The sequence below is a fragment of the uncultured Candidatus Thioglobus sp. genome (assembly GCF_963981275.1).
In the GTDB taxonomy this organism is placed as follows: domain Bacteria; phylum Pseudomonadota; class Gammaproteobacteria; order PS1; family Pseudothioglobaceae; genus Thioglobus_A.
The window spans coordinates 1-18,235 of the sequence record NZ_CAXCCZ010000026.1; the positions used below are offsets into that span (position 1 = coordinate 1).

Here is an 18,235-nt window from a genome sequence, read left to right on the forward strand (position 1 = left end):
GGCTTTGTCTTTACCGATTGGCAATAACATTGACTATAATAAAACCATTAACTTTGAATAAATAGGATTTCAAATGACAAATCAAATCAACAAAACCAAAGCAATCTTTGCAGTGTTTATCATGATTATTTTAATGATCGCTACACGCGGTCATGCTAATTGGTTGTCATCATTGGTTCATTTGCCTGATTTCACCATTCCTGCATTATTCATCGCTGGCATCTACCTACGCAAATTTTGGGTAGCTTTTGTAATTATTATCAGCGCTGTGGCGATTGATAACTACGCTATTGTGCATGAAGGTATTAGCGCCAATTGTATTACCCCTGCTTACAGCGTATTACCCTTTACTTACTACGGAATTTTTTGGGTCGGTAAATATATCAGTAGCTTGAAAATTGATACTAGCATTGTAAAAAATGCATTGGTTGTTATTGCAGCAGTAAGTGCTCAATGGTTGATTGCAACAGCAAGCTATTACTTCTTCACGGCCACTTACGCCAAAACAGGCTGGGCCAATTTCCCAGCTTACGCACAACAATGGTCGCTGGTTGAAATTCCACCAGTACTTTATTGGATGGTGGCAATTTCTATTATCTTTACGCTCAATCATCGCTATTCATTTGCTTCATTTTTCTCTACTCAGAAAAACTAAAACAACTTCATGTCTTCCGATCAATATAAACAGCGCATGCAGCGCAAGAAAGATCATATTGATTCTCGTATAGAAGAAGCAAATATTGACAAAGGCATTATCGTACTACTCACTGGCAACGGCAAAGGCAAATCCTCTTCGGCTTTAGGAATGATTTGTCGAGCATTGGGTTATGATATGAAAGTTGGTATTGCTAAGTTTTTAAAAGGTGAGCAAGATACTGGCGAAGATACATTCTTAGCTAAACAGCCCAATGTTCAAACTGTTTTTATGAAAACCGGCTTTACTTGGGATACCCAGGATAAAGAATATGACACCGTCATGGCGCTTGAAACTTGGAGCGAGGCTGCACAATACTTAACAGATGAGTCGATTGATTTGGTAGTCTTGGATGAACTAACCTATATGATTAGTTATAAGTACTTAGATGAGCAGATAATCCTTGACGCACTAAATAATCGACCAAAAAATCAACACGTGGTGATTACCGGGCGAGCCGCTTCAGAAGGTTTAATTGATGTTGCCGATACCGTAAGTGAAGTCAAAGATATCAAACATGCTTTTAGAGCGAACATTAAAGCCCAAAAAGGAATTGATCTTTAGTGCGAAAAAAAACCTAAGAATATAAACTCTTAGGCTTTTATTGTTTCAGATAACGGTTAACTGAAATTTATTTTATGCCGTACATCTTGCCATTAACAATCATTCTCCAAACCTTTCCATAAGCAGCATTCTTACTAAGCAATATTGCAGTTGGAGCATAGGCATACTGATACCCTTGAGTAGTACAAGTAATATAAGTATCATCACGGAAATTAATCTCTCTGCCAACTTCACAACCTTGAAAAGCAGACTCTACTCTACCGTCTTCGTGTTCAAAACTATCAATTGTTTTAGTGCTCTCGATAGTCCAGCCAACACTCTGCTCCCATGCTGACTCAAAATTTGCAGAAGAAGATACTGAAACCACTACTAATAAAATTCCTAAAATAAATTTATTCATTGCTTACCCTTGTTTAATTTCAAAATTGAATTTAAAAAATTATAACACTCTTATGTGTAGTCAGTGGAATAAAGCGCCAATCAAATATTAAGTATTTTCACTCATATATTGTAAAGCTTGATACAAATACTCCACTGGAACGATCTTTAGCCCTTTAGGCGCTTTTTTTGGTACATTGCCCTTTGGTATGATTGCCACCTTAAAGCCGTGTTTTTGCGCCTCTTGCAAGCGCTCAATCGCATTGTAAACTGGGCGCACTTCACCCGTTAAGCCCACTTCACCAAATGCAATCCAGTCATTTGGAATAACTCGATCTCTAAGGCTAGACATAATTGCCAACATCACCACCAGATCAGAAGCGGTTTCATTAACCTTAATACCACCAACCACATTAACAAAAACATCTTGATCATGTGTGGCCACACCACCATGTTTATGTAACACTGCTAATTGCAAGGCTAGGCGGTTTTGCTCCAAACCAACACTCACACGCTTAGGGTTTCCGCCCGCCTGATCAACCAGAGCTTGTACTTCAATCATCAGCGGACGTGTTGCCTCACGAGTCACCATCACCATTGAACCTGGAGATGGTTTAGCTTGATTAGACAAGAAAATAGCTGACGGGTTTTCAACTTGTTGCAAACCATTTTCACCCATAGCAAATACACTAATCTCGTTCACAGCGCCAAAACGATTTTTCACCGCACGAATAATACGATAGCGTCCGCCTGCGTCACCTTCAAAATAAAGCACAGCGTCTACCATGTGTTCTAAGATTCTAGGGCCGGCTAATGCGCCACCCTTGGTAACATGGCCGATCATAAGAAGAATGGTATTAGTTTGTTTAGCAAACTGAGTCAGCTGAGCTGCACAATCCCGCACTTGCGTGACTGAACCTGGTGCAGAAGTAGAACCATCCGTCACCATGGTTTGGATTGAATCAATCACAATAACTTTGGGCTTTACTTCTTTAGCCAGCTTAATGATTTTTTCAAGATGGGTTTCGCTTAAGAGCAAAATATCTTCATGAATACCAAGGCGTATTGCACGATCACTGATTTGTTGTGCCGACTCTTCGCCACTCACATACAAAGTAGTGTCACTCTTATTAATCGCTGCCATGGCTTGCAAAATCAATGTTGATTTGCCAATGCCAGGATCACCACCGATTAATACTACAGAGCCATCTACCAGTCCGCCGCCTAGAGTTCGATCAAGCTCGCTTAAGCCTGTACTTAATCGTGCTCTATGTTCAGACTTGACTTCGGATAAATTTTGAACTTTGGAAGGTGGAAGGTCTTTAAGGCTTTCCGGTTTTGAGGAGGTTGCTTGAGATAAAACAACTTCTTCTAAAGTATTCCAAGCCTTACAATCCAGACACTGGCCCGCCCATTGTGGTTGCGATGAGCCACACTCACGACAAGCAAATTCAACCTTAGTTTTTGCCACTACTTTTTCATGAGCTTTTCAATCTCATTCTTAAAGGCTTCGATATCTTGAAATTGACGATAAACCGATGCAAAGCGAATATAGGCCACTTCATCTAGTGCTTTTAACTCTTCCATCACCCATTCACCAATTTTGGCTGAAGGCACTTCACGCTCTGCTTGTGTCATAAGTTTGCGAGAAATACGCGCAATGGAAGTTTCAATTTGTGAGGTTTTTACCGGGCGTTTTTCTAGAGCTTTCAATAAGCCAGAACGAAGTTTTTCCTCGCTGAACAGCTCTCGAGATTCATCGCTTTTAATCAGCCGTGGCAAATTAAGGTCAACCGTTTCACGGGTTGAGTAGCGTTCACCACAAGAGGTACATTCACGACGTCTACGCACTTGCGAGCCATCGTCAATCAGGCGCGTATCTAATACTTTGGTGTCGTCAGACTGACAAAATGGACAGCGCATTCTCCCCCTTAAATAATACTACTTGTAAACTGGATGCTTGGCGCAAACCTCAGCAACCTTTACTTTAACCTCATCAATCACTGATTGATTATCAAGCTCATCACAAATATCGCACATCCAAGAAGCAAGGTCACGACACTCAGCTTCACCAAACCCACGCGTGGTCACAGCAGGCGTACCCACACGAATACCACTGGTTACAAATGGCGATTGCGGATCGTTAGGTACTGCATTCATGTTAACGGTGATGTGCGCACTGCCCAAGGCAGCGTCAACTGCTTTACCAGTTAAGCCTTGATCAATAAAACTCACTAAGAATAAATGATCATCTGTACCACCAGATACAACGTCAAAACCACGCTCAATAAAGGTATTAGCCATCGCTTGCGCATTAACTTTAACTTGCTTTTGATAAGCAATGTACTCATCACTCATTGCCTCTTTAAAGCACACCGCTTTGGCTGCAATAATATGCATCAATGGGCCACCTTGAATACCTGGGAAAATCGCCGAATTAAGTTTCTTTTCAATAGCCTCATTAGCTTTGGCCAAGATTAAGCCACCACGAGGGCCGCGCAAGGTTTTATGTGTTGTAGTGGTAGTAACGTCAGCAATGCCTACTGGGGATGGGTACTCACCCGTTGCAATTAAGCCGGCAACGTGCGCCATATCTACCATTAAGTAGGCATCAATTGAGTCTGCAATATCTCTAAATCGTTGCCAATCAACCACGCGCGAGTAAGCTGAAAAACCAGCAATAATCATTTTTGGCTGATGCTCTTTGGCCAACGCTTCTACTTGAGTGTAATCAATCTCGCCAGTGCTTTCATCTAAGCCATACTGAATGGCATTGAAGTTTTTGCCAGAAAAAGAAGGTGCAGCGCCATGAGTAAGATGGCCACCGTGTGCAAGGCTCATACCTAAAATAGTATCACCCGGCACCAATAACGCCTGAAATACTGCGGCGTTAGCTTGGCTTCCAGAATGTGGCTGCACGTTTGCATAATCTGCACCAAACAACTCTTTAGCACGATCAATGGCTAATTGCTCAACCACATCAACATGCTCACAACCACCATAATAACGTTTTCCAGGATAGCCTTCAGCGTACTTATTAGTTAATTGAGAGCCTTGAGCTTCCATCACCGCAGGTGAAGTGTAGTTTTCACTGGCAATCAGCTCAATATGTGCTTCTTGACGTGCCACTTCTGCAACAATCGCATCAGAAATTTCACGATCTGCTTTAGCTAAAGTTTGGGATCTATTAAACATAATTCTCTCCTTTTTTTAATATTTTTACTTAGATTTAAGATGATAATTTTAACTCACAAACAGTAATCTATTGACAAAAGTCAGCGCCTAATTTTAAAAATTTAGGAAATTATTAAAATCAATCAAATACTGCGCCTAAAAGGCTTAAATTTGCTCAAAAAATTAATTAAAAAGGCTGTTTTTTAGCTTTTAAACCTTGTAGCGCCATAAAAACAAACACCTTGGGATGGAGTGATCAAAAATATAGCAAATTTTAATAATTACCTAAAAACGGCTAAACATTAAAAAAGCCGCAAACTAATTGCTCAGTTTGCGGCTTTTATAACAATAATTTATTTAAAAATTATGGCTTCTTAGGCGTTTGGTATGGAACTTCTGTTTGCACTGAATCCCATTCAGTTGTGTAACCAACGTGAAAACCTGCAGGTACTTTACCATCTACAGTTTTTTGAGTTGTTGTAACTCTGAAACCTTCTTTACCCACTACACCTGTAGGAACTGCAGGTCTTTGCATTTGTCCGCTCATAATTTACTCCTAGAAAATCTTAAAGTATCCGCTGTAAAGGTCTACAACTAAAAAACACTTTAAACAATAAAATTTATAATTTGAGCAATTATACAGCGATGTCTATCAATAATCCATTTTTTATCAAAAAATTATCCTAATTTATCTAGATTTATTTTCTCCTGTGTGTACTTATTTGATTAAGTCTGGCAAATTGGACAGTGCTTATCTTTACTAATTTTTACTGTTCTAAAATCAAGATTTAAAGCGTCCATAATCATCAGTTGACCAATCAGTTGATCGCCAAGATTCAACACCACCTTGAGCGCTTGAAGTGCTTGCAACGTTCCCATTACACCTGCAACAGGTGCAAGAATGCCATTTTCTGTACAATTTTCATTATTCTCGCCTTCTTTACTATACAAGCATTGATAGCAAGGCTGATCTGGCTCGTAACCTTTAAAGACCGATAGCTGCCCCTCAAAACGAATAACGGCAGCTGAAACCAGTGCTACTTTTTCCTGCACACACGCAGCATTAATCTTAAATCGCGTCTCAAAATTATCCGTACCATCTAATACTACGTTTGCCATAGATACCCAAGCATTAAGATTGTCTTCATCAAGATTTTTAATCGTGGTTATTTTAATATCTGGATTAATGGCCAACATTTTATCCTTAGCAGAGTCCACTTTATACTTGCCAATATCAGGTGTGTGATGGATCACTTGACGCTGAAGATTAGAGATTTCAACCTTATCAAAATCAGCAATTACCAGATGTCCGACACCTGCTGCTGCCAAATATAGCGCGCTGGGCGATCCTAAGCCACCCATGCCGATTAACAACATGGTGGAATCCAATATTTTCTGCTGTCCCTCAACGTCAATTTGGTGCAACATGATTTGGCGAGAATATCTTAATAAATCTTGATCATTCATTAGCACCTCCTTGGGTGAAATATTTATCTAGTTTGGGTGCAATTAACAGTTGGCAATATGATTGCTCAGAATTGTTATTAAAATAGTTTTGATGATACTTTTCTGCTGGATAAAAAACATCCAAAGCACTTACCTCGGTCACAATATCAGCACCCAATATTTGAATATGCTGCCTTACCAAATCTTTCTGCTTAGCATTTACATAAAACACAGCGGAGCGGTATTGCGTACCTTTGTCATTCCCTTGTTGATTTAGCGTTGTGGCATCGTGCGTGGCAAAAAATACTTTTAATAACTGCTTAAAACTCACCTTGGTTTCATCAAAACTCATCTTCACCACTTCAGCATGCCCTGTTGATCCGGTGCAAATATCTGAGTAGCTAGGGTTTTGAGTAAGCCCATTGCAATAGCCAGACTCCACACCAAGCACGCCATCAATGCGTTGAAAGACTGCTTCAACGCACCAAAAACATCCACCGGCGAAATAAGCTGTTTGCATGTATGATTAAACGATTCATTTTAAAAATAATAGTATAGCCGATGAGCGCCCAAGAAGTTACCGCACAACTCAAATCTTTCGCTACTGCTGAGCGCAAAAAACAAAATGAGTATTATTTTAAAACTGGCGTAGGCCAATATAGTGAGTTTGATCTTTTTATCGGTGTTCGCGTACCTAAAATTCGACAAATTGCCAAGCACTATTTTCGATCTATTACTTACTCAGAAATTGACATACTACTATCCAGCCCCATTCACGAGGTGCGTTACTGTGGTTTAATCATCTTGGTTTACAAATATCAAGCAGGCGATAAAACACCGGTTTTTGATTATTATCTTAGTCGTATTAGCGCCGCTAATAACTGGGATTTGGTTGATTATAGTACACCACAAGTGGTGGGTGACTTCCTCTATCAGAACCCTGCAAAACTACCCTTACTGTTTAAATTTGCAGCATCAACAAATCTATGGGAAAGGCGCATTGCCATTGTGGCAACTTTTGCCTTTATTAAACAAGGTGTTTTTAGCCCTACACTTGATATTAGTAAAATATTATTAACAGACTCTCACGATCTAATCCATAAAGCGGTGGGCTGGATGCTTAGAGAGGTTTATAAAAAAGACCAAAACACCTGCAAAGCCTTCTTGCGAGAAAATTATGCACAACTACCCAGAACTACTTTAAGATATGCCATTGAACGCATGGCTGAAATAGAGCGAAAAGCGTATTTAAAAGGAATTTTTGAACATGTACCAAATTAGTTTTTATGTGCCGGAAGCCGACCTAGAGATTGTGAAAAATGCTATGTTTGACGCTGGTGCTGGGCAGTTTAGTAATTATGAAAGTTGCGCCTGGCAAACCACAGGCATAGGGCAGTTCAAACCGGTCAAAGGCGCCAATCCCACCATTGGTCTACTGGATGAGCTAGAAGCAATAGAAGAGTACAAAGTTGAAATGATGTGCGTTGATGATAATCTTGATCTGGCCATTAAAGCAATGAAATTTGCCCACCCATACGAGCAAGTGGCTTATAGCGTGTTTAAGATGGAGAATCAATAAAATGAATCGACCAGCACCTTATGAACATGGATTTATGCTGAGCTTATTACTCTTAGCCATTGGCGGGCTTATTTGGCTATTCACCCCCTTCTTGCCAGCTTTATTCTTAGCACTTTTAATTGCTATTGCAACCTCATCTCAATACAGCAAACTTAAGCAACGCTGGTCGGCTGCTAGCAGTGCACTGTTAATGACTTTTTTAGTAACTACAATCTTAATCTTGCCACTGAGCTATATTTTGCTAATTAGTGGCCTTGAAGTATCTACACTCATTCAAACCATTAACACCGGATTTAGCCTTGAGAAAAGTCGCCAAATACTTGAGCAAACCCTATCAGGCTTACCTTTTTCTGAGTCAATTAAGCTAACACTTAGCACAACAATCAATAACAATTTAGAGGGAATTTTGCTTAATGTTAAAGATTTTTCTATCGCTGTTTTGGGTAGTATTTTGTCACTATCCTCAGATTTTGTATTCTTTTTGATTGTTAGTGTTTTTGCACTTTACTATTTTTATATTGATGGCAAGAGCATTATTAAACGTCTTAAAAATCTTTCCCCTTTGGAAAATTACTTGGATGATATTTTACTGAAACAATTTTCAAGTCTTTCTATTACACTTGTAGGCAGTGTCTTTAGTATCGCCATTTTACAAGGTGTGGTTTTCTCTATTGCTGTAATGATAGTGGGCTTACCAGTCTTATATTTTGGTATCGCCATGGCGCTTGCTAGCTTTATTCCAGTCTTGGGTGGTTTGATTATCTGGCTACCACTGAGCATTTATCTTTATACTCAAGGACAAACAACAGACGCATTAATCATTGTTTTATTTGGCGCGCTATTCATTGGCACTATTATTGATAACTTCATCAGACCATTAATCATTCAAAAATTCACTAAAACCGCTCATCAATCTAGCGCTCTTGATCACACACTAATCACGGTATTATCAACACTGGCCGGTATCATTCAATTTGGTATTTTAGGTTTGTTTATTGGGCCTATTATTGCTGCAATGGCCATTAGCATCTTTGATGTCTATGCCATTAAATACGCCGACTCATTAGATCAGCGCTAAACAGCAGTCTAGCGATAAAATCGTAATTAGGTATAATACGGCTCTTTAATTTACAAACAGAGTCCACATGCTAAATAAGTTAGTTGAATATATTAAAAATAACCATCCAGATACCAATATTGATGCCTATTTAGATGCTAAATATATTCAGCTCAATAATACTCAACTAAAGCAAATTGCTGATGCACTAGAAAGTGGTGAGCTAACCACTAGCCCAGCTTCAAGTTGCGGTGCTAATCACTTTATTTTTCATTTTGGCAATACTCTCATTCTGTTGCAAAAAGACACGACAGAATCTAATGCGGTATATACAGCTGAGCTTGCTTGGGAAACTGATTTTTTATCCGTTAGATCGGTGAGAGACAAAGCCAAAGGCTTTTATTTTATCAATTTTGAACTTGATGAAGACTACCAAACAACCTTGCTAGATACGCAAAAGATTATTGAAGGACATGTTAATAATTCTGAAAAAAATCAGCAGATTGTTGACAAGGTTATGCCGGTTTTAAAGGGTTTTATGAACGCTATTAGTGATTAACTAACCCGCTTGGGTAAGTTTTTTGAGCTTGGGTCCTGCTTTAAAGCTCACCACTTTACGAGCTGATATTTCTACCGATTCACCTGTTTTAGGATTTCTACCAGGGCGAGCTGCTTTTTCTCTAGTCATAAAATTACCAAAACTAGATAACTTAACTTCTTCGCCTGAGGCAAGTGTGGCTTGAATCTGATTAAAAAAATCATTGGTTAATTGCAAAGCTTGTGCGTGCGACATACCTACTTCACGCACCAGCTCATCAGCAATGTCTTTTTTACTAAGCGACATTATCGAAGTGTGGCTGAAAATTGATCTTTCATTACAGCCAATACTTCATCTACTTTTGCATTTACCTCATCATCCGCTAGCGTTCCTTCTAATGACTGATAGACTAAATTAAGTGCAACACTCTTCTTGCCAGGCTCAACATGCTCGCCTTCATAAACATCAAACAAGCTAACACCAACAAAATGCTCTTGAGCTAGCTTATTAATTGCATTTGTTAAATGAGCAACCGAAGTTGTTTGATCTACCACTAAAGCAATATCTCGCTGTGCTTGTTGGTATGAAGAGAAAGGCTGATATTTAGCAATTTTTCCAGACAAGGCTACTGCTAAATCTAGCTCATACAAATAACATTTAGGCAATGACAATTCTTTTTGTACTACTGGCGATAAAGCACCAATCCAGCCTACATGTTTACCATCTAGGCTAATTTTAGCGCTCTGGCCTTTTTGCAAGGCTGGATGCTCAGCCGCTTCAAAATCAAATGTTGCCAAAGTGAAGCTTAGAATTGACTCAAGATCGGCTTTAGCATCAAAGAAATCAAGCGCTTGAGTCTCACCTGACCACTGTGCATTAAAACGATTTCCAGATACAATGCCGGCTAATTTGTTAGACTGCTCATCTGCCTTTACACCATCAAAACATAGGCCAATTTCGAAGAATTTGGCATCCGTATGGCCACGTCTTTGATTAGATTCAACCGTTTGTAACAACCCAGCCCAAAGCGAAGAACGCATGGTTGACATGTCTGCAGAAATTGGATTTGAAAGGCTAATTTTTTTAGCTGATGGATCAATTAATTGTTGGTGCTTTTCAGAGATAAAACTATAGGTAATTACCTCTTGATAACCTCGACTCACTAAAGCTTGCATAACATCATACTTATCAACTTGCGCTTCTTTGATGACATTGATATTAGCATCTAATGATAGCTTTTGCACTGGGAGTTTGTCATAGCCATATAGTCTGGCCAACTCTTCAATTAAGTCTGCAGGAATACGAATATCAAATCTAAAGCTTGGCGGAATAATTGTCCAAGAATCAGTGGTTTTATCGCTTATTTCAAAATCAAGGTTGATAAATTTTTCTTCAATCCAGCCGCTTTCTAACTCAAAGCCCAAAACCTGCTGGATTTTGGCTTTGGTAATAGTAATGGGTGACAATACAGGTAATGCTGATTCGTCAATACTAGAAGTAATATCACTCACTTCACCACAATTCTTTTCAATACCCCCTTGAGGGGTGCAAATCTCAACAACCAATTGCGCCGCACGATCAAGTGCTAGCTCAGTAATGTTAAAGTCAACGCCACGCTCAAAACGTAGTGATGACTCGGTATGCAAACCATAATTTCTAGCCTTTCCAGCAAGCGACACCGGCTCAAAAAATGCGCTTTCTAATAAAATATCTGTAGTGGTTGTTTGCGTAGAACTCGCTTCTCCACCCATTACACCTGCAATAGCCAATACAGAACTCTCATCGGCAATTACCAATGTGTCTGGTTTTAACTCAACCGTTGAATCATTTAATAGTTCAAGTGTTTCACCAGCATGTGCGTTTCTAACCTCAATCGATCCATTAATTCTAGACAAGTCAAATGCATGCATTGGCTGGCCTAGCTCCATGAGTACGTAGTTAGTAATATCAACAACAGGTGAGTGAATCGCTTGACCCGAACGAGTTAGTTTGTCTGCCATCCATTTAGGTGTTTGAACTGTATTATCAATACCCTTAATAGATCGGGTTAAATATTTAGGGCAAGCCTTTGTATTGCTAACACGAGTAGAAACACTTGAGGCGCCCTTTGTCTTAACCTCTATCTCAGGCATCACAAATGCCATATTGTAGTTTGCACTAACCTCGCGCGCCACACCCAAAACTGAGAAACAATCGCCACGATTAGGTGTAATATCCAATTCAATAATATTATCATCAAGATCGAGATATTCTCTAATATTTTGACCAATTGGCGCTTCATTATCAAGCTCAGCAATACCATCTGATGAATCACTCAAGCCTAATTCTGAATCAGAACAAATCATGCCGAACGACTCAACACCACGCAATTTGGCTTTTTTAATTTTAAAATCACCCGGTAGTTTGGCTCCCACTAGGGCGGCCATTACTTTAAGGCCCGTGCGCACATTTTTAGCACCACAAATAATTTGCACATTCTCAGCTTCGCCTACATCAACCTGGCATAAATTAAGCTTGTCTGCATCTGGATGTTTTTCACAACTCACTACATGACCCACAACCACCTTACTAAAAGCTGGTGCAACAGTATCAATACCATCAACCTCCAGACCAGCCATTGTTAATTGTTCAGCTAGTACCTTGTCAGTAACAACAGGAGAAATCCACTCACGCAACCACGATGTTGAAATATTCATATGCTTAGTTAAATTGTTTTAGAAAACGAATATCGTTTTCAAAGAAAAGACGTAAATCGTTAACACCATAGCGCAACATTGCTAAACGCTCCACGCCCATACCAAAAGCTAGGCCGGTGAACTCTTCAGCATCTACATTGACTGAATTCAAAACATTTGGATGCACAACACCACAACCCAATACTTCTAGCCAGCCTGTTTTTTTGCACACACGACAACCTTCGCCACCACAGATAACACACTCAATATCTGCTTCAGCTGAAGGCTCAGTAAATGGAAAATATGATGGACGAAAACGCACCTGAAGATCTTCTTTTTCAAAATAAGCGCGCAAGAAGTCAATTAACAACCCCTTAAGCTGCGCAAAATTTGCGTTTCTATCAACAATCAAACCTTCTACTTGATGAAACATTGGCGTGTGTGTAATATCTGAATCACAGCGATATACACGACCAGGTGCAATAATTCGAACCGGTGGCTTTTGCTTTTCAAGGGTGCGAATTTGCACCGGAGAAGTGTGTGTTCTAAGTACTGTACTACCATCAAAATAAAAGGTATCGTGCATGGCACGAGCCGGATGATGCTCAGGAATATTAAGTGCGGTGAAGTTATGAAAATCGTCTTCAATTTCAGGGCCAGTTGCCACTTCAAAGCCGTTTTTAGCAAAGAGTGACTGAATGCGCTTTAAGGTAATAGTGACCGGATGCAAGCCACCCATTTGCGCATTGCGACCTGGAAGAGAAACATCTACCTGCTCTTCCAAAAGACGCTTTTCTAATTCGATTGTTTCTAAATGATTTTTTCTATCTGTAAGCCACGTCTGTACCTCTACTTTAGCCTGGTTAATGGCTTCACCCATTTTAGGTCGCTCTTCTTTTGAGAGTTTACCCAGGCCTTTTAGAAGTGCTGTTAGTTCACCTTTTTTACCCAAAAATGTAACTCGAATTTCATCAAGTGCTTTTAAGTCTTGCGCATCAGCAATGGCTGAATTTGCTTTTTCAAGAATTGGTTTAATCATTTAATTTAAAACACCTTTAAGAATCCATGAAGAGTTACAAATTTTACTACTAAAATCTATCATGAATTTTTAAAGATGTTGCTTGTAATTTGGTATGAAAAAAGCCATGATAAATCATGGCTTTTATTTGGGCTATTTAGCTGCTTTAGCTATAGCCTCTTTTGCTTGATCCGCAATCTTGGCGAATGCAGCTTTATCAAAAATTGCAATATCTGATAAAACTTTACGATCAATCTCAATGCCTGCTTTATTTAAGCCATCAATTAATCTTGAATAGCTTAAACCACAATTACGAGCTTCTGCGTTAATACGCACAATCCAAAGACGACGAAACTGACGACGCTTTTGACGACGGTCACGGTATGCATATTGACCCGCTTTAATTACCGCTTGCTTAGCAACACGATACACTTTAGAACGTGCACCGTAATAGCCTTTAGCCTTCTTTAAAATTTTCTTATGTCTTGCGTGCGCTTGCACACCTCTTGATACTCTTGCCATTTTTTATTCTCCTTAACTATACGGTAACATTCTACGAACCATTGGTACATCTACCTTCTCTACTGTATCAGGCGCACGTAAACCACGTTTTCTTGAAGTACTCTTTTTAGTCAGGATATGACGCAAGTGAGAGTGTTTACACTTGTAACCGCCCTTTGCGGTTTTCTTGAAGCGCTTTGCAGCACCTCTATTGGTTTTTAACTTTGGCATAATTTACTCCTTGTCCTTTGGACATATTTGTTATTCATATGAATAACTTATTATAAAACTGAAGAGTAACAAGGTACTAAGCTAGACAAGTCATTCAATTACTTGTTGTACATCTAGGCACAACAAGGCTGAATAACAGCATAACTTAGCGCATCATTACTTCTTCTTAGATTTGGGAGCCAGCATCATGCCTAGCTGGCGACCCTCCATCTTTGCCTTTTGTTCTACATTGGCAAATTCTTCTGTATCTTTCTCAATTCTGTCGAGCATTTCCATGCCCAGTTCTCTGTGTTGCATTTCACGACCACGGAACCAAATACTTACTTTAACCTTATCACCATTATCTAAAAATTTAACCAAATTTCTAAATTTAATTTGGTAGTCACCTTCTTCAGTACCTGGGCGATATTTAATGGTTTTAACTTGGGTTTTCTTTTGTTTCTTTTTAGCTTCTTTCTTTTGCTGCTTTAATTCATAAAGATACTTACCAAAATCCATGATCTTACAAACTGGTGGCTCCGCATTTGGAGAAACCTCAACTAAATCTAAGTTTGCTTCTTTAGCTTTTTGCTTTGCCTCGTTAGTATCAACAATACCAACTTGTCCGCCTTTTTCGTCAATTAATCGAACTTCTGAAACTCTAATATAATCGTTAACTCGAGTTTTGTTCTTATTACTTGGTTTTTTAATAATTATCCCTCTATTGTTTCTTTTTGTACCAGTTCTACAAACGCTTCAATTGACATAGAACCTAAGTCCTCACCACCACGTTTGCGTACTGAAATTTCGTTATTTTCCATTTCACGTTTACCCGCCACTAAAATATACGGATAACGTTGCATGGAATGCTCGCGTATTTTAAAGCCTATCTTCTCATTACGCAAGTCTGAAATCACCCTAAGCCCTTGTTTTTTTAACTTTTTGTTAACTTCTTTAACAAAATCAAGCTGTTTTTCGGAAATATTTAAAACAACTGCCTGAATTGGTGCCAACCAAGATGGAAATGCACCTTCGTAATGTTCGATCAAAATTCCCACAAATCGCTCTAGCGAACCCACAATTGCACGGTGCAACATAACGGGTGTTTGTTTGGAATTATCTTGAGCAATATAATTCGCATCCAAGCGCTCTGGCATTGAGAAATCAACCTGCAAAGTGCCACACTGCCATTCACGATCTAAGCAATCTTTAAGTACAAATTCAATTTTAGGGCCGTAGAATGCACCTTCTCCCTCTTGAAGATCCCACTTAATACCTTTAGCGTCCAATGCTTCAGCAAGTGCCGCTTCTGCTCGATCCCAAACTTCATCCGAACCCACACGCTTTTCAGGGCGAGTTGAAAGTTTAATATCAACGTTATCAAAACCAAAATGTTTGTAAACATCAAAAGTTAAATCAATAAAGTTTGACACTTCTGATTGAATCTGATCAGCACGACAAAAAATATGCCCATCATCCTGTACAAAATTACGCACACGCATAATGCCGTGAAGCGTGCCTGATGGCTCGTTACGATGACAAGATCCAAACTCAGCTAAGCGCAGTGGCAAATCTCTATACGACTTAAGGCCTTGGTTATAAATCTGAATATGTGCCGGGCAATTCATCGGCTTTACCGCATAATCACGATTTTCACTATTGGTAGTAAACATCGCATCACCAAACTTATCCCAATGACCTGATTTTTCCCAAAGTGTTCTGTCAATTAGCTGTGGCGTGTGCACTTCTTTATAGTCGTTATCTCTAAATACAACACGCATATATTGCTCAACAATCTGATACAACGTCCAGCCTTTCTCATGCCAAAACACCATGCCAGGCGCTTCTTCTTGCATATGAAACAGATCTTGAGTTTTTCCAATTTTTCGATGGTCGCGTTTTTCTGCTTCTTCTAAGCGGTGAAGATGCGCCTCTAAATCTTCTTTAGTTGCCCACGCTGTACCGTAAACACGTTGCAACATTTCATTGTTACTATCACCACGCCAATAGGCACCGGCAAGCTTCATCAGTTTGAAAGCTTTAAGTCTTGAGGTTGATGGCACGTGCGGACCGCGACACAAATCAATAAAATCACCTTGCTTATAAAGCGACAGTGTTTGATCTGCAGGAATAGATTCAATAATCTCAGCCTTGTAATGCTCGCCCTTAGCTTTAAAGAATTCAACCGCTTCATCACGACTCATCTCAGAGCGTTCAATCTTAAGACTCTGCTTTACCAATTTTTTCATGTTTTTTTCAATCTTGGCTAGATCGCCTTCTGAAAAACCATCTTTATAAGCAAAATCATAAAAGAAACCATTATCAATAACAGGGCCAATGGTTACTTGCGCCTCAGGATAAAGCATTTGTGTGGCTTGTGCCAAAAGGTGTGCCGTAGAATGACGAATCACTTCCAAGCCTTCTTCATCTTTTGCAGTGATAATTGAAACGCTCGCATCTGACTCAATCAAGTAAGAGGCATCTACCATCTCGCCATCTACCTTGCCTGCAAGGGTGGCTTTTGCCAGCCCAGAGCCAATCGACTTGGCCACTTCAAAGACAGTTAACGCTTGGTCAAAAGATTTTTCAGTTCCATCAGGAAGAGTGATAATTGGCATGATAAATGCATCAAAATAAAAGGCACTATTTTACCTTGATATTACCATCACCAAAACAGCTTTTATACTGCAAAAGATGGCGCCTTTAGATGCCGATAAATTAATAACAAGTATACTTTAAATATACCTAATCCTTTAGGCAACGAACGCTAAACCCGTTCGCCTTAACGTGGGTATTGCGGTACACCGTGGCGAGACTGGCGTGCAGGTTGCGTCTGTAGGCACTACTACCTGACTCAGTACTACTCCACAAGGTCGTGTAGACGCCACGACCGTTGAAACTAACACCGGTATTGCGGTAGCCCGCTAACTTAGCCTCAAAGCCACTAGAGCCTCCTACTTTCAGTTTTGTTCCTTCATCAGTACCACGCCAACCCGTTGCATCTTGATCAGCAACACTCATACCTAATTGACCTTCTAAGACTTTCCAGTCGCTATCAGATGGCAATTTCCAACCACTAGGACAAACATTCATCGCTGCATCCCAAGTATAGTAATAACCATCTTCATGGGCATTTTCTGCATCTGTATCATTGGCTGTATTTCCATCATTGTACTCACTCCAGTAATCAGTACCTAGAACATTATTTGCAGTAGGAACTATTGAAACATTGTTTGCAGTCCATGTTTGAGTTCCTATTGTTATCGTAGAATAAATAGTCCCGCCTGCAATCATATTACCATTAACATCTGTACTCAACTGTTTCTCAATTTGAATCTTATTATGTCTTTCAACCATTGCCAACAACTCACCACTCATATCAGCCTGAGCTCTAAATGGCGTGTCATCTAGCTGGAAGTTGTCAAGCTTTTCATTACCGTCAAACGGCAATTTAACGGTTAGCTCGGCGTAAGCCGTTCTGTTCATAGTGTTAGAGTTTTCAGAGCCGATCTCAAAGCTGGTTGATGGGGATAATTCAATCTCTACACCAAGAATATTACCATTGATGTTATCGCCAGTTTTAGCATCCCAGTAGTAATGCGTACCTTTGATGGTTGCCCAAGGGGCGTAAGGCATTTGTCCATCTAGCTTGATATCGTAACCATCCAAGACTTCTTCGGCATTGTTATGAACCACTAACTGACTAGATAGCGCCCAATAATTATTAGCGCCAGCGCTAAAGTTAGAGCGCTTGTATTCTAAGCCAAGTGAAGCACGTTTGTGCTTTGATGAAGTCTCATAGTCAACAAACACGTTAGCACCAACAATGGCTTTATCGTCTTCTACTAAGATTCTTTTACCCAGGCCTAGGTTGATCGTTGTACGACGATCACCTTCGTTCTCGCCAGAAGTAAGCGAGCCTTGTGTAAAGATTAGTTCTTTAGCGTCTTTATTAGGACTTGTCAGTGGTTGAATGGTTTTAATACTATAAGCAGGATTACCTGATTCAATATTAGAGATAGAGATTTCAGTATTACCATTGCCAAAGCTGTTAGCTATGTCATTAGCGAATTCATTAATACCTGATTCAATGGTGCTAACGGCTTTGTTGGCCAACGCATTAACTACTTGAGAGGCGTCTTCTGCTTGGGCAACGCCAACGCTGAAAGTAAGTACAGCACTTAGGCTGATTTGTTTAAGGTTTGAAAGTTTGCAGGGGGGGGGCTTTAAAGATTGGCATAATCAATTATCAATGGTTCAAAATAATATTTAAAGTATACATTATATTTTTTGATCAATTGTTTTTTTGATTTTTGTCAAGAAATTGATGTTTTTTAAAATTTGCTAAATTTTTCTTTTATCTAAAAATCCGATACCTGATCAGGCCTTGCCTACTCACAA

Annotated in this window: 21 protein-coding genes; 6 read left to right on the forward strand and 15 right to left on the reverse strand. The window is 39.6% G+C overall.

Translation table 11 applies throughout. From position 1 onward, the window contains the following. Positions 1–73 precede the first annotated feature (73 nt). Together ABNR88_RS05225 and cobO are read left to right on the forward strand one after the other, a co-directional pair. Positions 74–655 (forward strand): hypothetical protein, encoded by a 582-nt coding sequence (locus ABNR88_RS05225; RefSeq protein ID WP_348670140.1) that lies wholly within the window; start codon positions 74–76, stop codon positions 653–655. Between the two features lie 9 nt (positions 656–664). Then, entirely contained in the window at positions 665–1,258 is a 594-nt protein-coding gene (gene cobO / locus ABNR88_RS05230; RefSeq protein ID WP_348670141.1) for a cob(I)yrinic acid a,c-diamide adenosyltransferase, read from the forward strand. Between the two features lie 67 nt (positions 1,259–1,325). Here the strand turns inward: cobO and ABNR88_RS05235 are convergent, their stop codons facing one another. From ABNR88_RS05235 to msrA, 7 genes are all read right to left on the reverse strand, one after another. Further along, positions 1,326–1,625 (reverse strand): hypothetical protein, encoded by a 300-nt coding sequence (locus ABNR88_RS05235; protein WP_348670142.1) that lies wholly within the window; start codon positions 1,623–1,625, stop codon positions 1,326–1,328. Between the two features lie 120 nt (positions 1,626–1,745). Next, complete coding sequence (gene radA, locus ABNR88_RS05240) at positions 1,746–3,107, reverse strand: DNA repair protein RadA (RefSeq protein ID WP_291926346.1); 1,362 nt, start codon at positions 3,105–3,107, stop codon at positions 1,746–1,748. After that, positions 3,107–3,559: a transcriptional regulator NrdR gene (nrdR, locus tag ABNR88_RS05245; RefSeq protein ID WP_291926343.1), complete on the reverse strand. Its 453-nt coding sequence runs from the start codon at positions 3,557–3,559 to the stop codon at positions 3,107–3,109. The genes radA and nrdR overlap by 1 nt, the downstream gene beginning before the upstream one ends. 18 nt (positions 3,560–3,577) lie before the next feature. Beyond that, entirely contained in the window at positions 3,578–4,831 is a 1,254-nt protein-coding gene (gene glyA, locus ABNR88_RS05250) for a serine hydroxymethyltransferase (protein ID WP_291926340.1), read from the reverse strand. 343 nt (positions 4,832–5,174) lie between these two features. After that, positions 5,175–5,357, reverse strand: a complete 183-nt coding sequence (locus ABNR88_RS05255) for a hypothetical protein (protein WP_053951985.1) — start codon at positions 5,355–5,357, stop codon at positions 5,175–5,177. A 179-nt stretch (positions 5,358–5,536) separates the two neighbouring features. Continuing rightward, the gene (gene moeB, locus ABNR88_RS05260) at positions 5,537–6,277 is read right to left on the reverse strand and encodes a molybdopterin-synthase adenylyltransferase MoeB (RefSeq protein WP_291926335.1); all 741 of its coding nucleotides are present in this window, start codon (positions 6,275–6,277) and stop codon (positions 5,537–5,539) included. Further along, positions 6,270–6,776 (reverse strand): peptide-methionine (S)-S-oxide reductase MsrA, encoded by a 507-nt coding sequence (gene msrA / locus ABNR88_RS05265; RefSeq protein WP_348670143.1) that lies wholly within the window; start codon positions 6,774–6,776, stop codon positions 6,270–6,272. Before msrA ends, moeB begins: the two co-directional genes overlap by 8 nt. A 41-nt stretch (positions 6,777–6,817) precedes the next feature. Here msrA and ABNR88_RS05270 point away from each other — a divergent pair, with 41 nt between their 5' ends. The 4 genes from ABNR88_RS05270 (at position 6,818) to ABNR88_RS05285 (ending at position 9,451) form a co-directional block, all read left to right on the forward strand. After that, positions 6,818–7,537 (forward strand): DNA alkylation repair protein, encoded by a 720-nt coding sequence (locus tag ABNR88_RS05270; protein ID WP_291926330.1) that lies wholly within the window; start codon positions 6,818–6,820, stop codon positions 7,535–7,537. Then, positions 7,524–7,835, forward strand: a complete 312-nt coding sequence (locus tag ABNR88_RS05275) for an NGG1p interacting factor NIF3 (protein WP_291926325.1) — start codon at positions 7,524–7,526, stop codon at positions 7,833–7,835. The genes ABNR88_RS05270 and ABNR88_RS05275 overlap by 14 nt, the downstream gene beginning before the upstream one ends. Before the next feature lies 1 nt (position 7,836). Beyond that, the gene (locus tag ABNR88_RS05280) at positions 7,837–8,913 is read left to right on the forward strand and encodes an AI-2E family transporter (RefSeq protein WP_291926321.1); all 1,077 of its coding nucleotides are present in this window, start codon (positions 7,837–7,839) and stop codon (positions 8,911–8,913) included. Positions 8,914–8,980: 67 nt separating this feature from the next. Beyond that, positions 8,981–9,451, forward strand: a complete 471-nt coding sequence (locus ABNR88_RS05285) for a hypothetical protein (protein WP_291926318.1) — start codon at positions 8,981–8,983, stop codon at positions 9,449–9,451. Here ABNR88_RS05285 and ABNR88_RS05290 read toward each other — a convergent pair whose 3' ends face one another. The 8 genes from ABNR88_RS05290 to ABNR88_RS05325 form a co-directional block, all read right to left on the reverse strand. Continuing rightward, complete coding sequence (locus tag ABNR88_RS05290; RefSeq protein WP_291926315.1) at positions 9,452–9,736, reverse strand: integration host factor subunit alpha; 285 nt, start codon at positions 9,734–9,736, stop codon at positions 9,452–9,454. Then, positions 9,736–12,126 carry a phenylalanine--tRNA ligase subunit beta gene (gene pheT / locus ABNR88_RS05295; RefSeq protein ID WP_291926312.1) on the reverse strand — a complete coding sequence of 797 codons (2,391 nt, stop codon included), beginning with the start codon at positions 12,124–12,126 and terminating at the stop codon, positions 9,736–9,738. Before pheT ends, ABNR88_RS05290 begins: the two co-directional genes overlap by 1 nt. A gap of 4 nt (positions 12,127–12,130) precedes the next feature. Continuing rightward, a complete protein-coding gene (gene pheS / locus ABNR88_RS05300) occupies positions 12,131–13,144 on the reverse strand; it encodes a phenylalanine--tRNA ligase subunit alpha (protein ID WP_291926309.1) in 1,014 nt (337 codons plus the stop codon). A 132-nt stretch (positions 13,145–13,276) separates the two neighbouring features. Continuing rightward, positions 13,277–13,645: a 50S ribosomal protein L20 gene (gene rplT, locus ABNR88_RS05305; RefSeq protein WP_291926304.1), complete on the reverse strand. Its 369-nt coding sequence runs from the start codon at positions 13,643–13,645 to the stop codon at positions 13,277–13,279. A 12-nt stretch (positions 13,646–13,657) separates the two neighbouring features. After that, positions 13,658–13,855 carry a 50S ribosomal protein L35 gene (gene rpmI, locus ABNR88_RS05310; RefSeq protein WP_291926302.1) on the reverse strand — a complete coding sequence of 66 codons (198 nt, stop codon included), beginning with the start codon at positions 13,853–13,855 and terminating at the stop codon, positions 13,658–13,660. Positions 13,856–14,011: 156 nt separating this feature from the next. Then, positions 14,012–14,545, reverse strand: a complete 534-nt coding sequence (gene infC / locus ABNR88_RS05315; protein ID WP_291926441.1) for a translation initiation factor IF-3 — start codon at positions 14,543–14,545, stop codon at positions 14,012–14,014. A 2-nt stretch (positions 14,546–14,547) separates the two neighbouring features. After that, positions 14,548–16,452, reverse strand: coding sequence for a threonine--tRNA ligase (thrS, locus tag ABNR88_RS05320; RefSeq protein ID WP_291926298.1), 1,905 nt, complete (start codon positions 16,450–16,452; stop codon positions 14,548–14,550). Between the two features lie 127 nt (positions 16,453–16,579). Then, entirely contained in the window at positions 16,580–18,025 is a 1,446-nt protein-coding gene (locus ABNR88_RS05325; RefSeq protein ID WP_348670144.1) for an inverse autotransporter beta domain-containing protein, read from the reverse strand. Between the last annotated feature and the right edge of the window lie 210 nt (positions 18,026–18,235).